Raw genomic sequence first — 22,008 nt, 5'->3', positions numbered from 1 at the left:
CGTCTTCGGGAGCGTTGGGCGTCCACGGTGGTCATAGTGGCATGACATCAATGACCAGGCGCAAACGCCCCGTACTGCTTCGCCTCGCTCTCGCTGTGCTGGTCGGCGCGACGCTGTCTGCCGGCGCGCGAGCCGAGACCGACGACATGCACATCCTGATCGGCAGCTACACGCACGACAGCGACAGCCCGGGCGTTCTGCGCCTGCGCTTCGATCCGGCGAAAGGTCGGATCGACCCGCAACCGCTGCAGACGCTCGCCAGCCACAATCCCTCCTGGCTGGTGCTGGACGAGCAGCGCGGGCGCCTCTATGCCACCAACGAGAACAGCCCGACCCACGCCGACCCAGTCGGTCGTGTCAGCGCCTGGCAACTCGACAGCAGCGGCGAGCACCAGCTGATCGGGCAGAACATCAGCCTGGGCGACGAACCGACCCATGCCAGCCTCAGCCATGACGGGCGCTACCTGTTCATCAGCAATTACGGGGCGCGACCGAACCCGGGCGGCAGCCTGGCGGTGATGCCGCTGGCCGAGGATGGCCAGCCGCTGCCGGTCACGCAGCTTCTTGCGCATCAGTCGAGCGGCGTGCACCCCGAGAGGCAGCAGGCGGCGCATGTGCACTCCGCCGTACCGAGCCCGGACGACAAGCGCCTGCTGGTCAGCGACCTGGGCGCCGATCATGTATTCGTCTACCGCTACGACCCGCGCAATGCCGAACGTCCCCTGCAACCCGACGAACCCGCCAGCATCGAGCTGCCAGCGGGCAGCGGCCCGCGCCATCTGGTCTTCCACCCCAATGGCAAGCACGCCTATCTCGCCCTCGAGCTGAGCGCCCAAGTGGCGAGCTTCGACTACACGGACGGCACCCTGATCCGCCGGCAACTGCTGGACCTGAAGGATGCCGCTAGCGAGGTGCGTCATTCACCGGGGGCGATCCACACCTCGGCCGATGGCCGTTTCCTCTATGTCAGCGACCGCGGCGACTACAACCACATCATCGTCTTCGCCATCGACAGCGACGGCGCCCTACGGGAAATCCAGCGCCGCCCCACTGAAGGCCGCGAACCACGAGAGTTCGCCATCGCCCCAGACGGCCGTTTCCTGCTGATCGCCAATCAGCTGAGCGATGACGTGGTGGTGATCGGGCGCGACCCAGACAGCGGAAAGCTCGAGACGCTGCAGACCCTGCCGGTCGAGCGCCCGTCGGATATCAAGTTCCTTGCCAAACCCTGACGCCGAGCGGCGGTATTAGCAGCAGGCCAGCCGGACCGCGTGCCGGCTGAGCCTGACATCGGCGCTCACAATCAAGGCTTGCGTTGCGACTCGCGCGAGGCGTCCTCTTCGCTCACCTCCTCGGCCAGGCCCGGCGGCACATTATAGGCGCCGCCGGGTACGTCGGCTTCGTCACCACCGGCGACCTCGCCCTGGGTGGACGTGGTTTCCGGATTCTGCTCGTGGGCATCGCCGCTCTGGTCGATGGACTCGATGCTCTCGCGACCCTGGTCGTTCTGACTCATCAGCTGCTCCTCGCGTATCTGTGGCCATGCCCGGCCCGTCCGGGTGGCTCTGTCGATTGGGAGGAAACGTGGCGGCGGAAGTTGCAACGTAAAGGCGCTTTTCTGGACCGATGGCCGCTCAGCGGTGCAGCTGAACTAAACCACAGGCCCGGCAGCCAAAACTGGACTAGAACTGCCATAGAACAGAATCATGCAACTGACTTCTCGCAGCCTGCCGATCATTCCTGCCCTCCAACCCACGCAGGATCAGCCCTCACGGGCGCTCTACTTCGCCCTTGCCCGCGAGGTCGACGCGCAATCACGCGACAGCGCTGCGGAGTACCTGCGTGCGCAGCTCGAGGCCGCCGCTGCGCTGCCGTCCGACCTGCCGGAGGACCCGGCCAGCCTGGAAGCCTGGGTCATGCGGCGCACCGAAGTGGTCGGACGCCAGTATCAGGCTTACCTGGACCAGCGCCGTGCCGGCGGTCCGCGCCGCTATTTCGCCAGCAAGGCCCATGCTCTGCATTTCCTCCGCGGGGTGGCACCGACCAAGCTGGTCGATGGCGCCTGGCTCTATGGCCTGCTGCAGCGCTGGGACGATGCGCGCTTCACCGCGCTGATCCAGACCTATCTGGAAGAGCTCGGCGAAGGCCTGCCGGAGAAGAACCATGTGGTGCTCTACCGCAAGCTGCTGGCCAGCCAGGGCTGCGATGACTGGCAGGAGCTGGACGACGAGCACTTCGTCCAGGGCGCCATCCAGCTGGCACTGGCCGAGCATGCCGAGCAGTTCCTGCCGGAAGTGATCGGCTTCAACCTGGGCTACGAACAGTTACCGCTGCACCTGCTGATCACCTCCTACGAGCTGACCGAGCTGGGCATCGATCCCTACTACTTCACCCTGCATGTCACCGTCGACAACGCCGACAACGGCCACGCCAAGAAAGCCGTGCAGGGCGTGCTGGATGCCTTGCCGCAGGTCGGCGACAGCGCGGAGTTCTATCGACGGGTGCGCAACGGCTACCGGCTCAACGACCTCGGCGCCAGCACCGTCTCGGTGATCGGCGACTTCGATCTGTCTCGGGAGGTGCAGCGCATCCTCGGGAAGAAGGCGGCGGTCGGCCAGTTCGTACACTCCGACTACTGCCGTTTCGAAGGCCGCACGGTCAATCAGTGGCTTGCCGAAGACGTCGAACAGTTTCTCTCCGTGCTGGACAAGCGCGGCTGGATCAAGCGCGGCCATGACCCGCAGGAAAGCCGCTTCTGGCAGCTGATCGCCGGCGAACAGGCGCCGATGTTCGGCGTCTTCAGCGCCTATGAACAGCAGATGATCCATGACTGGATCGCTGGCGACTGGCAGGCCGACAGCAAGCGCAGCCCGCGCGGCGCGCTGCTGCAGCGGCAGGCGCTGTTCAACGCGCGCCGCGCGCCACAGGAGCCGAGCGCACCGCAACCGGCGGAATCCGTCAGCGGCAACGATTTCGACGAGGAACTGCAGCTGCTCGAGCAGCAGGTGGCGCGCCTGCCCGATCGCGCCGCGCGCATGCGCCTGCTGCTGCCGCTGCTCGCTCCGCAACGCCACCACACCGCCGCCGGCCTGCTGGCCACGCGGCTGTTCAACGGACTGTTCAACTGAAGGCACCATCAAGGAACGCGACGATGACCATGGACAATGCGCAGGACCGCGCGCTGCTGCACCTGGGCCAGGCCCTGCGGGATCGCGGCTATCACTTCATCACGCCCACACCGCTGACCCATGAACGAGTCAATCAGCGCCCGGAAAATGCGCTCGCCGATGACCTGCCCGGGGTTTTCGGCTGGAGCCGCCCGTTCCAGCACGAACTGCTGCCACCACCGCTGTTCAGCCTGATGGATCAGTCTGACGTGCTGGAACCCTACGGCTCGCGCTGGCGCTCCAAGGTGCGCCTGTCCAGCCTCGACGGGCAGCTGTTCCTGCATTCGGCCTTTCCCACCGAAGCCACCGACGCGGTGTTCTTCGGCCCGGACACCTACCGTTTCGCCAGCGCCATCTGCTGCCATCTGAATCAGCATGCCGGCGAGATCCGCCGCGTGGTGGACATCGGCTGTGGCTCGGGCGCCGGCGCCATTCTCACTGCCCTGGCGCGACCGCAAGCCGAAGTGCTGGCGGTGGATATCAATCCGGAAGCGCTGCGCTTGACGCGTATCAACGCAGCGCTGGCTGGGGCGAACAACCTGCGCGCCGAACGCAGTGACCTGCTTAGCAACGCGCAGGGCGAGTTCGATCTGGTCTTGGCCAATCCGCCCTATCTGGTCGATGCCGACCAGCGCGCCTATCGTCACGGCGGCGGACCGCTCGGTGCCGGGCTGTCGCTGGCGATTCTGGATGCCGCGCTCGGCCGCCTGGCGCCGGGCGGCACGCTACTGCTGTATACCGGGGTCGCCATGATCGACAACCAGGACCCCTTCCTGGCCGAGGTGCGCCAACGCCTGGAGCGTACCGACCTGCAGTGGGGCTACCGTGAGATCGACCCGGACGTATTCGGCGAGGAGCTGCTTGGCGGGGCCTATACCCAGTGCGATCGCATTGCTGCCGTGGTGCTGGAAGTGACGCGGGCGATGGGCTGACAGTAGGGGGAGGTTCGCCCGAGGAAAACGCTTCGCGGTTTTCCCCCCTACGACCGGCCAGGCGTAGGGTGGATAACGCCGCAGGCTTATCCACGCGCAAGTGAGCGCGCTTATCAGACCGGCAATAGCACCAAGATCAGTGACAGAGTGATCAGCGAACCCAGCGTCGACAGCAGCACCACCCGCGACACCCGCGAGCCTTCGCGTCCATAAAATTCCGCGAGCATGTACGGCCCGGTCCCGGTGGGTAACGCGCTGAGCAGCAGCGCCGAATAGGCCCACAGCGTCGGCAGCTCGAATACCTGAAACGCCAGATACCAGGTGATCAGCGGCTGCACCACCAGCTTCAGCCCCACCAGCGGCCAGACGCCCTGCACCCTTGCCGCCGGCTGCGGCTGGGCGAGGAACAGTCCCAGCGAGACCAGTGCACAGGGCGCCGCCGCCGCGCCCAGCAGCTTGAGCAGCGTCGCCAGCGGCACCGGCAGTTGCAGGCCGCTCGCCGCCCACAGCGCGCCGAGCAGCGGCGCGATCACCAGTGGATTGCGCGCCAGTGCACTGCTTACCTTTCCCAGCGTCCGCAACACGCCCTGCCCGGCATGCAGGCCGGTCTCGACGCAGGCCAGGGCGATGGCAAACAGCACGCAGACCACCACGATCGAGGCGACCATCGCCGGCTGTAGCGCCTCGTCGCCGAGCACCAGCATGCACAGCGGAATCCCGACATAGCCGGTGTTGGCGTAGGAGGCACCTAGCGCATCCAGGCTGGCGTCGACCAGCGGCTGCTTCTGCAACATGCGATACGCAAGAGTGAAGGCGAACACGCCGAGGCAGCCGATGGCGAAGGCGGCGATAAAGCCGGGTTGCCAGAGCTGATCCCAGGTCGAGGTGGCAACCACGCTGAAAAGCAGCGCCGGCAGGCCCAGCCAGACCACGAACCGATTGAGTTCGGAAGCGCCGGTTGGCCCCATCCGCCCGCTACGGCGGCACAGGTAACCGAGCAGGATCAGCGCAAAGACGGGCAGGACGACATTGACGACCGAAGACATGGACTCTCATCTGCAAGCTGGCGGCGCGGCGCAGGGCCACGACCGAAACGGCCGGCCACCATAGCAAATGCGGCGGATCGTCGCGCTCAGAGTCGACCAGGCACTACCCAGCCGACCCTGGGTTTCAGCTCAATGAAGCGACGGCGAATAGCCGTTGGGCTCGGCCCGCGCGGCGGCGAACTCGGCCTCGACGCTGCCACGCATTTGCGCAGTGCCGCCGGGGAAACCGCTGCGGTCGCTGTAGTCCCATTCGACCACCGGCACCTGCTCGGCATCCAGACCCTTGGCGCAGCTCAGGTCCAGCGCAGTAATGCCGGCCACCGCGCCGGCGGCAATAGCCGCATTCGCCGGCTCGTGGCCGTGCTCGATGCTCCAGCCGAGACCGGCCAGGTCCAGTGCATCGCCGCCGATACGACCGTAGATCCAGGGTTTCGGATCATCCGCCAGCAGGATGCCGACACCGGTGGCGATCTCGCGCAGCCCGCAGGCGCGGACCAGCCCGTCGCTGCCGGGCATGCCGATAAAGCGTGCGACCTGCCGCGGCGCCACCAACTGGACGACGCCCAGACCGATACTGAACCAGCCCAGCCCCCGCGCCAGCGTGCGCGCGGAATGGTTGGGCCGGGTGACTTGACGTGGAATGCTCATGAAGACTCCTCGCTCGATAACGTGGCTCGGCCGATCCCTACGTTAGGGATCGGCGACCGGTTCATGGCTTGAGGACCACCTTGATACAGCCGTCATGCTTGTCGCGGAAGGTCTTGTACATCTCCGGACCCTGCTCGAGGCTGACGCTGTGGGTAATGACGAAGCTCGGATCGATCTCGCCTTCCTGGATGCGCCGCAACAGGTCGTCGGTCCAGCGGTTTACGTGGGTCTGGCCCATGCGGAATGTCAGGCCCTTGTTCATCGCCGCGCCGAACGGGATCTTGTCGATCATCCCGCCGTAGACGCCTGGAATCGAAATGATGCCGGCCGGGCGGCAGACGTAGATCATCTCGCGTAGCACATGCGGACGGTCGCTCTCGAGCATCAGCGCCTGCTTCGCGCGGTCGTACATCGAATCGATCGAACGTGCGGCGTGCGCCTCCATGCCCACCGAGTCGATGCACTTCTCCGGGCCTTTGCCGCGGGTCAGCTCCTTGAGGCGTTCGAGCACGCTCTCTTCGTCAAAGTTGATGGTGATGGCACCGCCGGCGCGGGCCATGGACAGGCGCTCGGGCACGTTGTCGATACAGATGACCTGCTCGGCGCCCATCATCACCGCGCTGCGGACGGCGAACTGGCCGACCGGCCCGGCCCCCCAGACTGCCACGGTGTCGGTGGGCTGGATGTCGCATTGCGCCGCGGCCTGCCAGCCGGTGGGGAGAATGTCGCCGAGGAACAATACCTGCTCGTCAGTCAGACCATTGGGGATCACTACGGGACCGACATCGGCGTAGGGCACGCGGACGTATTCAGCCTGACCACCGGCATAACCGCCGGTGAGGTGGGTGTAGCCATAGAGGCCGGCGGTGGTGTGGCCGAAGACTTTGTCAGCCACCTCCTTGTTGCGGTTGGTTCGCTCGCACACCGAGAAATTGCCGCGCCGGCACTGGTCGCACTCGCCGCAGACAATGGTGAAGGGCACCACCACGCGGTCGCCAACCTTGAGCTTCTTGTTCGCCGAGCCGACCTCCATCACCTCGCCCATGAACTCGTGGCCCATGATGTCGCCGTGCTGCATGCCGGGCATGAAGCCGTCGTACAGGTGCAGGTCGGAGCCGCAGATGGCGCAGGACGACACCTTGATGATGGCGTCGCGAGGGTCTTCGATGGAGGGATCGGGGACGTGGTTGTCGCAGCGGATATCGTGCTTGCCGTGCCAGCGGAGGGCTCTCATGGACAATCTCCTGGTCGGGTTTCGGAAACGCCGTCTCGGTGATTCTCCTTTGCTGCCTCGCTGTTGCTCCTCTGTCACGGTGCGGCGTGCTGTCAGGGTTTTAGTAAGCAGCGCCGCACCAGAGTTGCCCGATTACCGACGGGCTGCACTAATGCCGATTGCGATCCAGCGAAGCGTAACCGTCGCGATAGCTGGGGTACCTGGGTTTCCAGCCCAGCGCACGGGCGCGGGCATTGCTGCAGCGCTTGCTGCCGGCGCGGCGGGTCATGCTCTGCTCGGCCCAGTGGGTGACGCCCAGGCGTTCGCGCAGCCAGTCGACCACCTCGTGCAACGGTGCCGGGTCATCGTCGACGCCCAGATAGCAATCTTCCAGGGCAGCACCACTGGCGTCGCTCTGCAGCAGAAACGCCAGCAGCCCGGCGGCGTCGTCGCGATGGATGCGGTTGCTGTACTGCGGCGGATCGCGCTCGACACGCAAACCGGCGCGCACCTGATTCTGCAGCCAGGGGCGCTTCGGGTCGTACAGCCCACCCAGACGCACCCGCGTTACCGGCAGGGCGCTGTCGAGCGCCAGCTGTTCGGCCTCGAGCATCACCCGACCGGTGAAGCCGCCGGGCTCGGTGGCCGAGTCCTCGTCGATCCACTCGCCGTCGCGCTGGGCATACACACCGGTGCTGGAAACGAACAGCAGCCGCCGAGGGCGCTGGCCGCGCTGCTGTAACCAACCGAGCACATTGCGCAGGCCTTCGACATAGGCCTGGCGATAGCCGGCTTCGTCATGTTCGGTGGCGGATGCCGCATAGACCAGATAGTCCAGCGAGCCGTTGGGCCAGCAGCGCGGACAGGTCGGCTCGGAAAGGTCGCCGTTGACCGGCAGGATCGGCACTGCCAGCTGGGCGGCGTTGCGCCGCAGGCCATACACCGTCCAGCCGTCCCGACTCAGTTGCAGACCGAGACGACTGCCAAGGTCGCCACAGCCTGCGATCAATACGCTTAGGCGCTTGCCCATGTTCTGCTCCCTCAGTTGTAACCCGCCGCGCGGGCCGCACGAAACTGGAGTGTACCGACTTTCGAAGCCTGGCCGACCGGTTGGTTCTGCGCTGCGCAAAAGGCTATGCTTGCCGGCACATTGATGGATGCTGACTATGACTCTGACCGAATTGCGCTACATCGTGACCCTCGCCCAGGAACAGCACTTCGGCCGTGCCGCCGAGCGTTGCCACGTGAGCCAGCCGACCCTCTCGGTCGGCGTGAAGAAGCTCGAGGACGAGCTCGGTGTGCTGATCTTCGAGCGCACCAAGAGCGCGGTGCGCCTCACGCCCGTCGGCGAAGGCATCGTCACCCAGGCGCAGAAGGTGCTGGAGCAGGCACAGAGCATTCGCGAGCTGGCCCAGGTCGGCAAGAATCAGCTGGCCGCACCGCTGAAGGTCGGCGCCATCTACACCGTCGGCCCTTACATGTTCCCGCACCTGATTCCGCAGCTGCATCGTGTGGCGCCGGACATGCCGCTGTACATCGAAGAGAACTTCACCCACATCCTGCGCGACAAGCTGCGCACCGGCGAACTGGACGCGATCATCGTCGCGCTGCCGTTCCAGGAAGCCGACGTGCTGACCAAGCCGCTCTACGACGAGCCGTTCTACGTACTGATGCCGGCCGACCATCCGTGGACGGCAAAGGAAACCATCGACGCCGAGATGCTCAACGACAAGAGCCTGCTGCTGCTCGGTGAAGGCCACTGCTTCCGCGATCAGGTGCTCGAAGCCTGTCCGACCACCCGCAAGGGCGAGGCGCCGAGCCACACCACGGTGGAATCCAGCTCGCTGGAAACCATCCGCCACATGGTCGCCTCGGGCCTCGGCGTGTCGATCCTGCCGCTGTCGGCGGTGGAGAGCCACCACTACTCCGCCGGTGTGCTGGAGACCCGCCCGCTGACGCCGCCGGTGCCGTTCCGCACCGTGGCGATCGCCTGGCGCGCCAGCTTTCCGCGGCCCAAGGCCATCGAGATCCTCGCCGACTCGATCCGCCTGTGTTCGGTAGGCAAGCCGCCGTCGGCGAAAGCCTGAGGCCATGAGCGAACTGGCGACCGTTCCGGTCACCGCACTCAAGGGCGTCGGCGCCGCGCTGGCCGAAAAGCTCGCCAGGGTCGGCCTGGAAACCCTGCAGGACGTGCTCTTCCACCTGCCGCTGCGCTACCAGGACCGCACCCGCGTGGTGCCCATTGGCGCGTTGCGCCCGGGGCAGGACGCGGTGATCGAAGGCGTGGTGTCCGGTGCCGATATCGTCATGGGTCGCCGCCGCAGCCTGCTGGTGCGCCTGCAGGACGGCAGCGGCACCCTGAGCCTGCGCTTCTACCATTTCAGCCAGGCGCAGAAGGAAGCCATGAAGCGCGGCACCCAGCTGCGCTGCTACGGCGAGGCGCGTCCCGGTGCCTCGGGGCTGGAGATCTACCACCCGGAATACCGCGCACTGACCAGCGAGCCGGCACCGGTGGAACAGACCCTGACGCCGATTTACCCGACCACCGAAGGCCTGACCCAGCAGCGCCTGCGCAACCTCAGCGAGCAGGCGCTGGCGCGGCTCGGCCCGCACAGCCTGCCGGACTGGCTGCCCGCCGAACTGGCCCGTGATTATCGGCTCGGCCCGCTGGATCAGGCGTTGCGCTATCTGCACCGGCCACCAGCCGACGCCAATCTGGAAGAACTCGCCGAAGGCCGGCACTGGGCCCAGCACCGCCTGGCCTTCGAGGAACTGCTGACCCATCAGCTGTCACTGCAGCGCCTGCGCGAGCGTGTTCGCGCGCAGCAGGCGCCGGCGCTGCCGCCGGCGCAGAAGCTGCCGCAGCGCTTTCTCGCCAACCTCGGTTTCGCGCCCACCGGCGCGCAGCAGCGTGTCGGTGCCGAGATCGCCTATGACCTGGCCCAGGACGAGCCCATGCTGCGTCTGGTGCAGGGTGATGTTGGCGCCGGCAAGACGGTGGTCGCCGCCCTCGCCGCCCTGCAGGCGCTGGAAGCCGGCTACCAGGTGGCGCTGATGGCGCCGACCGAGATCCTCGCCGAGCAGCACTTTCTCAACTTCAGCAAGTGGCTCGAACCGCTCGGCATCGAGGTCGCCTGGCTGGCCGGCAAGCTCAAGGGCAAGGCCCGCGCCGCCGCGCTGGAGCAGATCGCCGGCGGCTGCCCGATGGTGGTCGGCACTCACGCGCTGTTTCAGGACGAGGTGGTCTTCAGGCGCCTGGCGCTGGTGATCATCGACGAGCAGCACCGCTTCGGCGTGCAGCAGCGCCTGGCCCTGCGCCAGAAAGGCATCGACGGTCGACTCTGCCCGCACCAGCTGATCATGACCGCCACGCCAATCCCTCGCACCCTGGCGATGAGTGCCTACGCCGATCTCGATACCTCGATCCTCGACGAACTGCCGCCAGGGCGTACGCCGGTGAACACCCTGGTAATCGCCGATAGCCGGCGCCTGGAGGTGATCGAGCGGGTGCGCATCGCCTGCAACGAGGGGCGCCAGGCGTACTGGGTGTGCACCCTGATCGAGGAATCCGAGGAGCTGACCTGCCAAGCTGCGGAAACCACCTTCGAAGACCTCTCGGCGGCGCTGGTCGGGCTGCGCGTCGGGCTGATCCACGGGCGCATGAAACCGGCCGAGAAAGCCGCGGTGATGGAGCAGTTCAAGCGTGGCGAGCTGCAACTGCTGGTCGCCACCACCGTCATCGAAGTGGGCGTCGACGTGCCCAACGCCAGCCTGATGATCATCGAAAACCCGGAGCGCCTGGGCCTGGCCCAGCTGCACCAGCTGCGCGGGCGGGTCGGCCGTGGCAGTGCGGCAAGTCATTGCGTGCTGCTGTACCATCCGCCGCTGTCGCAGCTCGGCCGCGAACGGCTGGCGATCATGCGCGAGACCTGTGACGGCTTCCTGATCGCCGAGAAAGACCTGGAACTGCGCGGCCCCGGCGAGATGCTCGGCACCCGACAGACCGGCCTCTTGCAGTTCAAGGTCGCCGATCTGATGCGCGATGCCGAGCTGCTCCCGGCGGTGCGCGATGCCGCCCAGGAATTGCTGGCGTGCTGGCCGCAGCACGTCAGCCCGCTGCTCGAGCGTTGGCTGCGTCATGGCCAGGAATACGGCCAGGTATGACAACCATCCGTCGCCACATCATCCGTGGCTGACGGCTTCGCTATACTCCGGCAGGTCACTACAACGGGTCCGCTCATGAATTCTGCTGTCGACACCGAAAGCTGCTCCGAACTGCCCCTCCTGATCACCAAGCTGTTGAAAGACCTCGGTGTGAGTTACCAGATCCAGCGCGATCGCCCCAACATTCCCGCTGCGCAGCGGGTGCAGGCGGTGCTGCTGGACGACAGCATCGGCGCGATGCTGGTGCTCTTCCCTCAGGATCATCTGCTCGACCTTGCACGCCTGGCCGAACTCACCGGCCGCGAGCTGGCCGCGGTCAAGCCGGAGCGGCTGGCGCGCATGCTCGCCAAGCACGAGTTGAGCCGCCTGCCCGGCCTGCCGCCACTGACCAGCTCGCCCTGCCTGTACGAAGAGTGCCTGATGCAGCAGCCACGGCTACTGGTTGAATCCGGCCAGCCTGGCCTGCTGGTGGAGGTCAGCAGTGGCGACTTCAAGCGTCTGCTGAGCAAGGCCACGGCCGGTAGTTTCGCCGTACCGCTGAGCAGCATCCGGCCGAACCTGGACCGCCCGGACGACGACCGCGCCGAGATCAGTCAGGCGGTGCAGAGTTTCACCGCGCGACGCATCCAGAAGCGTCTGGAAGAAACCATCGAGATTCCGCCGCTGCCGCATACGGCGCAGAAAATCATCAAGCTGCGGGTCAACCCCGACGCCACGGTCGACGACATCACCGGCGTGGTGGAAACCGACCCGGCATTGGCGGCGCAGGTTATCAGCTGGGCGGCCTCGCCCTACTACGCCGCTCCCGGGCGCATCCGCTCGGTGGAAGACGCCATCGTCCGCGTGCTCGGCTTCGACCTGGTGATCAACCTGGCCCTTGGTCTAGCGCTGGGCAAGACCATCAGCCTGCCGGACGACAAGCCGCAGGACGCCACGCCCTACTGGCAACAGGCGATCTATACAGCCGCGGTCATCGAGGGGCTGACCCGTGCGATTCCCCGCGAACAGCGCCCGGAACCCGGCCTGAGCTACCTTGCCGGACTGCTGCACAACTTCGGCTATCTGGTACTGGCGCACGTCTTTCCACCGCATTTTTCGCTGATCTGCCGGCACCTGGAAGCCAACCCGCACCTGTCGCACAGTCACGTCGAGCAGCATCTGCTGGGTATCACCCGCGAGCAGATCGGTGCCTGGCTGATGCGTCTGTGGGGCATGCCCGAGGAACTGGCGGCCGCCTTGCGTTTCCAGAACGACCCCGGCTATGACGGCGAAGATGCGGCCTATCCGAACCTGGTCTGCCTGGCGGTACGCATGCTGCGCAACCGTGGCATCGGCAGCGGGCCGGATACCGAGGTGCCGCAGCAGCTGTTCGATCGCCTGGGTATCACCCGCGAGAAGGCCAACGACGCGATTGCCAAGGTACTCGCCGCTGAAGCCGCCTTGCGCGCCCTGGCGATACAGTTCAACTCGCCACACTGAAAGCCCGCGCCGCCGGGTCTGTGCCTCGCACAGGCCCGGCGATGGATCAGGGCGCCATCAACTCCCCGCGCGAAAGCTCACCCGCGCATTCACCAGCCCTTCACCGGCGCGCTCCAGGCTGACGTCAGCAATGCTCACGCCCTGCCCCTGCAGGGTATCGAACCAGCGCAACAGCAACGCGTACGATGCCCCCGGCAGGCTCACCTGCACGCTGCCGTCGCTGCCATTGTCGAAGCTCTCGATTCGCAGGTTGCCCTGCTGCGCGCTTTCGGTGATCACCCCCTGCAGCTGCTCCGGCGCCAGCTCGACCTGGTTGCTGCGCTCCATCTGGCGCGCCAGATCGGTGTTCTGCTCCATGTAGGCATGCAGTTCGCGCTGCGCCTGGTAATACTCGCGAGCGTCGGCGGCCTGGCGTTGCGCCGGCAGCCACAGCCAGAGATAGAACAGCACGGCGAGCAGAAAGGCGCCGAGCAGGCTCAGCGAGGTGCGCTCACGGGGCGCCAGACGCTGCCAGCGCTGCCACAGCGGCGAATCGGCGAGGCGCACGGCCAGTTGTTGCTTGAGATTCATCATCAGCCTCCGATCACCACGCGCGCGCTGACGCCATCGCCTTCTCGACTGGCCGAGCCCAGCTGCACGCTCTGACCGGTGTCACCCAGGCGTTGGCGCAATGTTTCCAGCGTGGGAAAGTCCATGGCCTGCACCTGCAGCGCCAGATCGCCGCGATCCTGGTTGTAGTCGAGCTGGCCGATGGTCACCGGAATGCCGTCCTCCAGTGCCGCGGCGGCGTGGTCGAGCAGGCGCAGAAAGCCCGCCTGGCCACCGCTGCCGCGGGCCAGATGTTCATCGAACTGCGCGCGCATGTTGACGATGCGGATGTCCTCGGGAAACAGCTCGCGATACAGCGCCAGACTGGCCTCGGCGTAGGCATCGCCCTGGCGCTGGAAATACCAGGCCTGACTCAGGTTGAAGCCCAGCTGCACCAGCAGGATCAGGCCGGCGACGGCGAACAGCGGTTTCCAGTAACCGAGGCCGGTGTTGCCGACCTCCACGGCGAAGTCACCCTGGGCGAGGTTGATCGCTGCCGCGCGCTGCGAACCGAGAAACGCATAGGGCTCGTCCACCTGCCGGTAGTCGTCGAGCGCCAGAGGCGGCTCGCTTTCACTGCCCTGGGCATGCCATGGCGCCGGGCAGAGGCCGGACAGCTGCGGCCAATCCTCGGTGGCGAAGGCCAAGCGCGTTTCGCCGACGCCGCCGAGCAGGCCACGCTCACCGATGAACAACAGCTGCGTGCCCTCCCGCGGCAACAGATCGGCGTCGACATGAATCGCCACGATCAGCAGGCCCAGCTCGCGCAACTGGCCAAGCCAGTCATCCAGCAGCTGGCGGCGGATCGCTACGACCCGCAGGCGGCCGTCCGGCAGTGCTTCGCCGAGGGCCAGATGCAGATCGTCGACGTTTTCCGCCAGCAGTTCCTCGGCGGCGTAGGCCAGCGCCTGCTGCATCCAGCGCGCCTTGCGCGTCGGCAGGGTGACGGCGAAAAAGCTGCAGACTTCCGCCGGCAGGATCAGGCTGATCGCGCCATTGCCTGCGGCGCATTCGCCCAGTGGCTGCCAGCGGCCGGGTTCGTCCTTTGGCAGCCAGTAGACGCGAGTCTCGGCATCGAGCCGGGCCGGACTGTCGGCGGGCAGAAACAGGCAATCCATGGTCTAGCGTTCTCCGTCGGATGGGAGGGTCTGCCGGGCAGGCTGACCGAGATTTCGCGCGAGCACGCGGACGCTGCCGTCCTGCTCACGTTGCAACAGGCTGACCAGCGCCAGCCGGCGGTCGCCCAGGCGCACTTCACTGGTGGCCTGGAAGAATTGACTGCCAACCGCCAGCGCAGTGCCCTGCAGCGTAGTCCCGGCCAGCGCCGGCTGCGCGAGGAATGCCGCGCTGTTGCGAAACGGCGCGGCGCGGCGCAGCTCGACCAGCGACTCGGCCGCGCCGAGGCTGAGGTTGTCGCTCAGGCTGGAAAGCACCATCGCGCTCGCCGTGTTGACGTTCAGCGGCACGTTGGGCGGCAACGCGACGACATAGGGCGCCAGGCGCTGGAAATCCTCTTCGCGCATGTCCAGCAGCAGGCGCAGTTCGGACAGGTCGTGGAGCCGGCGACCGGCGCTGCGATAGGGCGTATCGAGGCCGAGATAGGCGTTGTCTTCGGCACCCAGCTCACCGCTCGGCTGCTGGTCGGGGTCGATCCAGTCGAGCAGGCGCTCGGCATAGGGCGCGCTGATCTGCAGACGCAGCAGCAGCCGGCGAAACTGCTCGACCGCGGCGGGGTTGGGCTGCTGGTCGCGCAGCAGGTCGTTGAGGTTGAAGCGTCCGGCGAGATCCTCGATACGCACGAGGATCTCGCCCTGATCGATCTCGAACGCCGGCAGCGGCTGCGCCCAGGGCTCGAGCAGATGATCGACGGCCGCGGCCTCACCATTGGCGCCTGTCTCACCCGTCGCGCCAGCCCGCAGATCGCGAGCGAGCATGGCTTGGGCCAGCGCTTCGCCGCCCAGCGCGTAGTGCCAGGCCTGGCGTGCCTGCAGCTGGTTGCTGCTGGCACGAATGCTGAGCTGCTGACGCGCCACCATTGCCGCGCTGACCACGGTGACGATGGCCACCACCAGCAGCACGGTGATCAGCGCCACGCCGCGCTGGTGCTTCATTGCGGCAGCTCCCCTTCGAACGGCTCGGGCACGCCCTCGGCGCCGGGAAGCGCCTGCTGCGTCGCCTGCTCGACGGCGTCGGGCAGGCGCAGCAGACGGGTGATACGGCCGTAGCGGGCGTGCTCGATATTCAATTCCAGGGCGATCGGTAGGCGCTCGGCGGCATTCTCCGGGCTGCCGCGGCCGAAATCGAACGGCGGCCACTCCTCGTGCCACACCGCCTCTTCGTCCAGGTAGCGCAACTGCAGGCCCTGCACGTCTTCCAGTACCCGCTGCACGCGCGGCTCGCTGTCGAGGTCACGGTCCAGCACCACCCAGTAGACGCGCTCGAGGTTGTCGCCAGCCAGGCGCCAGCGCACCCGCTGTAGATTGGCGCGACGCAGCCCGGTGGGATTGCGCCAGCCGGCACGGGTCAGCTCCAGCACCGGCGCGCCATCCTCGCCACCCAGCTGGCCGATAAATGCGTTGCGCTCGTCACCGAAGCCATCGCGTATCGGGCGTCCGATCACCTGTTGCAGGTCGCGTTCGAAGGCCCACACCGCACGGCTCAGTTCGCGCAACTGCAGCTCCTGGGCGCGCACAGCCTCATCGCTCTGCAGCACCGCTTCGAGCATGCGGTAAGTGCCGAGGCCAAGCAGCGCGAACAGGGCGATGGCAATCAGCAGTTCGAGCAGGGTGAAACCGGAGCAGGCGCGCGAGCGGGCGTTCATTGGCGCGCCACTCCCGGGCCGATCGCAATGAAGCCGGTGAGACTGGTCACCGCTCGCTCAGACACCGAGCCGCTGCGCCCGCGCGGCGTCTGCAGCGCGACCCAAACGGTGACGCGCAGCAGGCCAGGGTCGGCGCTGGCCTCGATTTCGCTGAGCGTTTGCCACTTGCGGCTGCCGTAATCCAACTCCTGGGTCTCACGGCCAATGGAGGGAGGAATCTGCTGCAACTGCAGTTCGCTGATGCGGTTGTCGGCGATCCAGCCGGCTAGGGTCAGTTCCTCCAGCCGCCCAGCATTGGTAAGGCTGCGGCCGGCAGCGGTGAGCACCACGGCCGACACGCTGGCGAAGATCGCCAGTGCGACCAGCACTTCGAGCAGGGTGAAGCCACGGCCGGCCCTGGCCAGGCGTCTGCTCATCGCCTGTCCTCGATGACTCGCGCCTCAGGCAGACGGAAGCCGTCGCTGGTGACCAGCCAGCCACCGCCGCGCTGCTGGCGTTCGGACAGGCGCAGGCTGAACGGCGAAAGCTCGCCGCTGGAAAGGATTAGCAGCTGTGGCTCCAGCCGTGATGCGCGGCGTGCCGTTCGCTCGCCGTCTCCGGACAGCCCGGCGCGGTCGTCCTCGCGCTGGGTTGGGGCCACCAGTTCCAGCGGCGTGCCGTCCAGTTCCAGATCCAGGCGCATCCACTCCGGCACCTTGTGCACCTTGCGTCGCTCGACTTCCAGCCAGCGCGTGGCCGCCTCGTCGTAGCGCAGCACCCGGTAACCCTCGCTGTTGACCAGCAGGCCGTATTCGCGACTGTCGAGTACCGCCTCGTCGCTGAGCACGCCGATCAGCGCAGCCAGTCGCCGCGCCTCGTCACGCAGCTCGCGCGAGGTACTCGAACCGCCGACGCTGAGCACCGCCACGCTGACCAGAATGCCCAGCAGGACGATCACCACCAGCAGTTCGATCAGCGTGAAGGCGCGGGCGCGCTGCCGCATCGATTAGAGGTCCCAGTTACCGATGTCGGCGTTAAGGTCGCTGCCGCCGGGTTTGCCGTCGGCGCCGAAGGAGTAGAGGTCGAACTGGCCCTGGGTACCTGGCGAGAGGTACTGGTAGTCGTTGCCCCATGGGTCCTTTGGCAGGCGCTTGAGATAGCCATCGCGGTTCCAGTTCTTCGGCTGCGGGTTGCCGGAAGGCTTCTTCACCAGCGCCTCCAGCCCCTGCTGGGTGCTCGGGTAGGCGAAATTGTCCAGCTTGTACATGTCCAGCGCGGCGGCGACGGCCTTGATGTCGCCCTTGGCCACGGTGACCTTGGCCTGATCCGGGCGGCTCATCACCTGCGGCACCACCAGCGCGGCGAGAATGCCGAGGATGACCACCACCACCATGATTTCGATGAGGGTGAAGCCCCCTTGCGTGCGTCGTTGCAACTTCATTGTCGTTACCCCACCAGTTGGTTGAGAGAGAGGATTGGCATCAGGATCGCCAGCACGATGACCAGCACCACAGCCCCCATGAACACCAGCATGAACGGTTCGAACAGGCCGACCAGCAGAGACACCTGGGCAGCGAGGTCGTTCTCCTGGTTGCGCGCGGTTCGCGCCAGCATCTGATCCAGTTCACCGGATTTCTCGCCGCTGGCGATCATGTGCAGCATCATCGGCGGGAATTCGCCGGTGGCATCCAGGGCGCGGGTCAGGCTGCTGCCTTCGCGCACTTTCTGCGCCGCCTCCACCACCCGCTCGCGGATGCGCAGATTGGCGATCACCGCGGCGGCGATGGACAGCGCTTCCACCAGCGGCACGCCGCTCTTGGTGAGGATCGCCAGGGTCGAGGCGAAGCGCGCGGTATTGGTCGCCCGGCTCAGTCGACCGATCAGCGGTATCCGCAGAATGAACGCATGCCAGCGCAGGCGCAGCGCCGGGTCGCGCAATGCCGCGCGCATGGCGAGGAACGCGGCGATGAGACCGAGCACGATCAGCCAGCCCCAGTTCTTCACCACGTCGCTGGTAGCGATCAAGCCGCGGGTCAACGCCGGCAATTCCTGGCCGGTGTTGACGAACACCTTGACCACGTCCGGCACCACGTAGCCGAGCAGGAGCACGACGATGGCCAGCGAGGCGACCATCAGGATCACCGGATAGAGCAGCGCCAGCTGGATCTTCTGCCGCGACTGCTGACGCTGATCGGTGTAGTCGGCGAGCTGATCGAGCACCAGCCCGAGATGGCCGGCATGCTCCCCCGCCGCCACGGTGGCGCGATAGAGCTCGGGAAACGCCGACGGATATTCGCGCAGGGCCGCAGCCAGGCTGTGGCCTTCCATCACCCGCGCACGCACGGCCAGCAGCATCGATTTGATCTTCGCCGAGGTGGACTGTGCCGCTGCCGCGCGCAAGGCTTCCTCGATCGGCAGCGCGGCCTGCACCAGCGTCGCCAGCTGCCGGGTGACCAATGCCAGATCGCGCGCCGACAGGCCGCGGCCGAAACTCAGGCCGCCACGGCTGACGTCTTCCTTGGACTTGGCCTGCTTCACCTCCAGCGGTGCCCACTGCTTCTCGCGCAGCAACTGGCGCGCCTGACGCGGGCTGTCAGCCTCGATCAGCCCCTTCTGCTCGCGGCCGCGGGGGTCGAGGGCGAGGTATTCGAAGGCAGCCATCAGGCGGTCTCCAACAGCGGCGATCCGCGGTCGAGAGCGCCGCTACACAGACACCGCACAGCCGAGGGAGCAGCCGCGAATGGCACCACCATGCGATGTCGGTCAGGCTGCGGATGCCTCTGCGGGCGCGTCGGAATCAACCTCATCCCCTCACTCCTCACGCGTCACCCTCAGCACTTCCTCGATGGTGGTCACCCCCTCGCGCACCTTGCGCAGGCCGTCGTCGCGGATGCTCGGACCCAAGATCCGAGCGTGACGCAGCATGTCCTGCTCGCTGGCGCGGGTGTGCACCATGGTGCGCAGGGCGTCGTCGAACAGCACCAGCTCATAGATGCCGGTACGCCCGCGGTAACCGAGGCCCCGGCACTGCTCGCAGCCTTCGGCGTGATACAGCGTCGGCGCCTCGGCCAGGCTGGCCCCGAGCAGCTGGCACTCGGCGGCATCGGCGACGTAGGCGCGCTTGCAGTCATTGCACAACACCCGTACGAGGCGCTGGGCCAGTACGCCGAGCAGCGAGGAGGAGATCAGGAACGGCTCGACGCCCATGTCCACCAGCCGTGTGACGGCGCCGATGGCGCTGTTGGTGTGCAGCGTGGAGAGCACCAGGTGGCCGGTGAGCGAGGCCTGCACCGCCATGTCAGCGGTTTCCTGGTCGCGGATCTCACCGACCATCACCACGTCAGGGTCCTGGCGCAGGATGGCGCGCAGGCCGCGGGCGAAGGTCATGTCGACCTTGGTGTTGACCTGGGTCTGGCCGATGCCTTCGAGGTGGTATTCGATGGGGTCCTCGACGGTGAGGATGTTGCGCGTGCGGTCATTCAACGTGGTCAGCGCGGCGTAGAGCGTGGTGGTCTTGCCCGACCCGGTGGGGCCGGTGACCAGAATGATGCCGTGCGGTTTCTTCACCGCCCGCTCCAGGTGGTCGCGATCCTGCTCGTTCATACCCAGATGGCGCAGGGTCAGGCGACCGGCCTGCTTGTCTAGGAGACGCAACACCACCCGCTCGCCATTGGCCGAGGGCAGCGTGGAGACACGGATGTCAACCTCGCGGCCGCCGACGCGCAGCGAGATGCGCCCGTCCTGCGGGATGCGCTTCTCGGCGATGTCCAGCTTGGCCATGACCTTGATCCGCGACACCAGCAGCGCCGCCAGCTCGCGCTTGGGCTGCACCACTTCACGGAGGATGCCATCAACGCGAAAGCGGATCACCAGGCGCTTCTCGAAGGTTTCGATATGGATATCCGAGGCGTTCTCGTTGATCGCCTCGCCGAGGATGGCGTTGATCAGGCGAATGATCGGCGCGTCGTCCTCCTGCTCCAACAGGTCCTCGGTTTCCTGGATCTGATCGGCCAGGCTGGCCAGGTCCAGGTCGTTGCCCAGCCCCTCGACCATCAACATCGCCGCCGAGGAATCGTGCTGGTAGGCGGCACCGAGCGCCTGATCGAAATCAGCCTGCGCTAACCATTGCATCGGCAGACGCATACCAACGACCCGCTGCGCCTCCTGCACCGCCGTCAGCGCGGCGCCCTCGCGCAGGCCGAGGTGCAGCTCGCCGCCACGCTCCAGCAGGATCACACCGTGCCGGCGCGCAAAGGCGAACGGCAGGCGGCGCTGGGCCGGCTGTTCGAGCAGCGTGGTGACTTCGTTTACATCGAGTTCGGGCATCGTCCAGCTCCACCAGCGACACGCAGCGACCCGACGTCACTGCGTTCGAAACACTCCAATCGGGTCCAACCAGCCTAGTTGGACTACAAGGATTGAATGACATTTCAACGTGCGCGCGTTTTTCCCGCATATCGACTTAACCCGACACCAAGGTCGGAGATGCTTGGCACCGCTGACGAATACCCCGTCAATGGCGCGTCATTCATGATGCGGCCGTGTCGTGTGCCTGGCGCGGACGAATTGGTCGTACGCAGAGCCAAACAGGACGCAATCTGCAGCGAAGCACGGAAAACAGGCAGTCATCCTGCGACCGGCGCGTCAAATACAATCGTTTGATTGAAACAGTTGTTTGATTTTTTCAAGGCTTGCAGAATGCCGCGCCGGGCGATCCGTTTTGCGCATCGCCCGGCTGGCTTCACCTGTTCCATACCCCGTTCGCCAGAGCAGCGGGCGGGTGAAAAGCACGTCGGTGCGCGGTTCGCCGCAGCACCGGTCATGATCACGCAGGAGAACAACAACAATGCACATCGGTGTTCCTCTCGAAACCCACTCCGGGGAAACGCGCGTCGCCGCAACCCCGGAAACCGTCAAGAAACTGATCGGCCAAGGGCACCGGGTGACGCTGCAAAGCGGCGCCGGGTTGCTTTCCAGCGTGCCGGACAGCGCCTATGAAGCGGTCGGCGCAACCATCGGCGATGCGGCCGCGGCCTTTGCCGCCGAGCTGGTGCTGAAGGTCAATGCGCCGGACGAGGCCGAACTGGCGCAGATGCAGTCCGGCAGCGTGCTGCTGGGCATGCTCAACCCGTTCGACAATGACTGCATCGCGCGCATGGCTGCCCGCGGCATCACCGCCTTCGCCCTGGAGGCCGCGCCGCGTACGTCCCGTGCACAGAGCCTGGACGTGCTCTCGTCGCAGGCCAACATCGCCGGCTACAAGGCGGTGCTGGTCGGCGCCCATCACTACCCGCGCTTCATGCCGATGCTGATGACCGCCGCCGGCACGGTGAAGGCCGCACGCGTGCTGATCCTCGGTGCCGGTGTCGCCGGTCTGCAGGCCATCGCCACGGCCAAGCGCCTCGGCGCGGTGGTCGAGGCCTCGGACGTGCGTCCGGCGGTGAAGGAGCAGATCGAATCGCTCGGCGCCAAGTTCGTCGACGTGCCGCTGGAGACCGACGAGGAGCGCGAATGCGCCGAAGGCGTCGGCGGCTATGCGCGGCCGATGCCGGCCTCGTGGATGGCGCGTCAGGCGCAGGCGGTGCACGAGCGTGCGCTGCAGTCGGACATCGTCATCACCACCGCGCTGATCCCGGGCCGCAAGGCGCCGACGCTGCTGCAGGAAGCCACCGTCGAGCAGATGAAGCCCGGCTCGGTGATCGTCGACCTGGCAGCCGGCCACGGCGGCAACTGCCCGCTGACCGAGATCGACCAGGTGGTGGTGCGCCACGGTGTGACCATCGTCGGACACGCCAACCTGGCGACGCTGGTAGCGGCCGACGCCTCGGCGCTGTACGCCCGCAACCTGCTGGATTTTCTCAAGCTGGTCATCGACAAGGACGGCCAGTTCCAGCTCAACCTCGAAGACGACATCGTCGCCGCGTGCCTGATGTGCCGCGACGGCCAGGTCGTGCGGACCAACGGTTAAGGG

22 protein-coding genes are annotated in these 22,008 nt (G+C 66.5%); 7 read left to right on the top strand and 15 right to left on the bottom strand.

All coding sequences use genetic code 11. The annotated features are described in order from the left end of the window. Nucleotides 1-50 precede the first annotated feature (50 nt). Nucleotides 51-1,232 (top strand): lactonase family protein, encoded by a 1,182-nt coding sequence (locus BM275_RS17635; protein WP_090522608.1) that lies wholly within the window; start codon nt 51-53, stop codon nt 1,230-1,232. Nucleotides 1,233-1,303: 71 nt separating this feature from the next. Here BM275_RS17635 and BM275_RS17630 read toward each other — a convergent pair whose 3' ends face one another. Then, complete coding sequence (locus tag BM275_RS17630; RefSeq protein WP_014822075.1) at nt 1,304-1,516, bottom strand: hypothetical protein; 213 nt, start codon at nt 1,514-1,516, stop codon at nt 1,304-1,306. Nucleotides 1,517-1,706: 190 nt separating this feature from the next. Here BM275_RS17630 and BM275_RS17625 point away from each other — a divergent pair, with 190 nt between their 5' ends. Both BM275_RS17625 and BM275_RS17620 read left to right on the top strand, forming a co-directional pair. Next, nucleotides 1,707-3,128, top strand: a complete 1,422-nt coding sequence (locus BM275_RS17625) for an iron-containing redox enzyme family protein (RefSeq protein WP_090522606.1) — start codon at nt 1,707-1,709, stop codon at nt 3,126-3,128. A gap of 23 nt (nt 3,129-3,151) precedes the next feature. Then, the gene (locus BM275_RS17620) at nt 3,152-4,099 is read left to right on the top strand and encodes a methyltransferase (protein ID WP_090522604.1); all 948 of its coding nucleotides are present in this window, start codon (nt 3,152-3,154) and stop codon (nt 4,097-4,099) included. A gap of 113 nt (nt 4,100-4,212) precedes the next feature. Here the strand turns inward: BM275_RS17620 and BM275_RS17615 are convergent, their stop codons facing one another. From BM275_RS17615 to BM275_RS17600, 4 genes are all read right to left on the bottom strand, one after another. Then, complete coding sequence (locus BM275_RS17615) at nt 4,213-5,145, bottom strand: AEC family transporter (RefSeq protein WP_090522602.1); 933 nt, start codon at nt 5,143-5,145, stop codon at nt 4,213-4,215. A 129-nt stretch (nt 5,146-5,274) separates the two neighbouring features. Next, complete coding sequence (locus tag BM275_RS17610; protein WP_090522601.1) at nt 5,275-5,793, bottom strand: transcriptional regulator; 519 nt, start codon at nt 5,791-5,793, stop codon at nt 5,275-5,277. A 61-nt stretch (nt 5,794-5,854) separates the two neighbouring features. Further along, the gene (locus tag BM275_RS17605; protein WP_090522600.1) at nt 5,855-7,027 is read right to left on the bottom strand and encodes a zinc-dependent alcohol dehydrogenase; all 1,173 of its coding nucleotides are present in this window, start codon (nt 7,025-7,027) and stop codon (nt 5,855-5,857) included. Between the two features lie 148 nt (nt 7,028-7,175). Continuing rightward, a complete protein-coding gene (locus BM275_RS17600) occupies nt 7,176-8,036 on the bottom strand; it encodes an SDR family oxidoreductase (protein ID WP_090522598.1) in 861 nt (286 codons plus the stop codon). 136 nt (nt 8,037-8,172) lie between these two features. On the opposite strand from BM275_RS17600, the gene BM275_RS17595 reads away from it, so the two are divergent. From BM275_RS17595 to BM275_RS17585, 3 genes are all read left to right on the top strand, one after another. After that, nucleotides 8,173-9,093: a hydrogen peroxide-inducible genes activator gene (locus tag BM275_RS17595; protein WP_090522595.1), complete on the top strand. Its 921-nt coding sequence runs from the start codon at nt 8,173-8,175 to the stop codon at nt 9,091-9,093. Between the two features lie 4 nt (nt 9,094-9,097). Continuing rightward, on the top strand, nt 9,098-11,170 hold the full coding sequence (gene recG / locus BM275_RS17590; protein WP_090522593.1) for an ATP-dependent DNA helicase RecG: 2,073 nt from the start codon (nt 9,098-9,100) through the stop codon (nt 11,168-11,170). 75 nt (nt 11,171-11,245) lie between these two features. Further along, entirely contained in the window at nt 11,246-12,649 is a 1,404-nt protein-coding gene (locus tag BM275_RS17585) for an aminoacyl-tRNA deacylase and HDOD domain-containing protein (protein ID WP_090522591.1), read from the top strand. Nucleotides 12,650-12,706: 57 nt separating this feature from the next. Here BM275_RS17585 and BM275_RS17580 read toward each other — a convergent pair whose 3' ends face one another. The 10 genes from BM275_RS17580 to BM275_RS22110 all read right to left on the bottom strand — a co-directional run bounded on the left by BM275_RS17580 (nt 12,707) and on the right by BM275_RS22110 (nt 20,891). Further along, on the bottom strand, nt 12,707-13,222 hold the full coding sequence (locus tag BM275_RS17580; protein WP_046618123.1) for a type II secretion system protein M: 516 nt from the start codon (nt 13,220-13,222) through the stop codon (nt 12,707-12,709). Next, nucleotides 13,222-14,355, bottom strand: a complete 1,134-nt coding sequence (gene gspL, locus BM275_RS17575; RefSeq protein WP_090522589.1) for a type II secretion system protein GspL — start codon at nt 14,353-14,355, stop codon at nt 13,222-13,224. The genes BM275_RS17580 and gspL overlap by 1 nt, the downstream gene beginning before the upstream one ends. Before the next feature lie 3 nt (nt 14,356-14,358). Next, on the bottom strand, nt 14,359-15,348 hold the full coding sequence (gene gspK / locus BM275_RS17570; RefSeq protein ID WP_023445572.1) for a type II secretion system minor pseudopilin GspK: 990 nt from the start codon (nt 15,346-15,348) through the stop codon (nt 14,359-14,361). Then, the gene (gene gspJ / locus BM275_RS17565; RefSeq protein WP_090522587.1) at nt 15,345-16,058 is read right to left on the bottom strand and encodes a type II secretion system minor pseudopilin GspJ; all 714 of its coding nucleotides are present in this window, start codon (nt 16,056-16,058) and stop codon (nt 15,345-15,347) included. Before gspJ ends, gspK begins: the two co-directional genes overlap by 4 nt. After that, complete coding sequence (gene gspI, locus BM275_RS17560) at nt 16,055-16,474, bottom strand: type II secretion system minor pseudopilin GspI (protein WP_090522585.1); 420 nt, start codon at nt 16,472-16,474, stop codon at nt 16,055-16,057. Before gspI ends, gspJ begins: the two co-directional genes overlap by 4 nt. Continuing rightward, complete coding sequence (gene gspH, locus BM275_RS17555; protein WP_090522583.1) at nt 16,471-17,040, bottom strand: type II secretion system minor pseudopilin GspH; 570 nt, start codon at nt 17,038-17,040, stop codon at nt 16,471-16,473. The genes gspI and gspH overlap by 4 nt, the downstream gene beginning before the upstream one ends. 3 nt (nt 17,041-17,043) lie before the next feature. Beyond that, on the bottom strand, nt 17,044-17,478 hold the full coding sequence (gene gspG, locus BM275_RS17550) for a type II secretion system major pseudopilin GspG (protein WP_003301913.1): 435 nt from the start codon (nt 17,476-17,478) through the stop codon (nt 17,044-17,046). Nucleotides 17,479-17,483: 5 nt separating this feature from the next. Beyond that, nucleotides 17,484-18,698 (bottom strand): GspF family T2SS innner membrane protein variant XcpS, encoded by a 1,215-nt coding sequence (xcpS, locus tag BM275_RS17545; RefSeq protein ID WP_042922882.1) that lies wholly within the window; start codon nt 18,696-18,698, stop codon nt 17,484-17,486. 150 nt (nt 18,699-18,848) lie between these two features. After that, nucleotides 18,849-20,363 carry a type II secretion system ATPase GspE gene (gene gspE / locus BM275_RS17540; RefSeq protein WP_090522581.1) on the bottom strand — a complete coding sequence of 505 codons (1,515 nt, stop codon included), beginning with the start codon at nt 20,361-20,363 and terminating at the stop codon, nt 18,849-18,851. 318 nt (nt 20,364-20,681) lie between these two features. Continuing rightward, a complete protein-coding gene (locus BM275_RS22110) occupies nt 20,682-20,891 on the bottom strand; it encodes a hypothetical protein (protein ID WP_139229581.1) in 210 nt (69 codons plus the stop codon). Here BM275_RS22110 and BM275_RS17535 point away from each other — a divergent pair. Further along, nucleotides 20,884-22,005: a Re/Si-specific NAD(P)(+) transhydrogenase subunit alpha gene (locus BM275_RS17535; protein ID WP_044315638.1), complete on the top strand. Its 1,122-nt coding sequence runs from the start codon at nt 20,884-20,886 to the stop codon at nt 22,003-22,005. The two genes, BM275_RS22110 and BM275_RS17535, sit on opposite strands and share 8 nt — an antisense overlap. Nucleotides 22,006-22,008 lie beyond the last annotated feature (3 nt).

Origin of the sequence: Stutzerimonas kunmingensis, from assembly GCF_900114065.1 — a bacterium.
GTDB lineage: Bacteria > Pseudomonadota > Gammaproteobacteria > Pseudomonadales > Pseudomonadaceae > Stutzerimonas > Stutzerimonas kunmingensis.
This window is presented reverse-complemented; position numbering and strand designations above follow the sequence as displayed.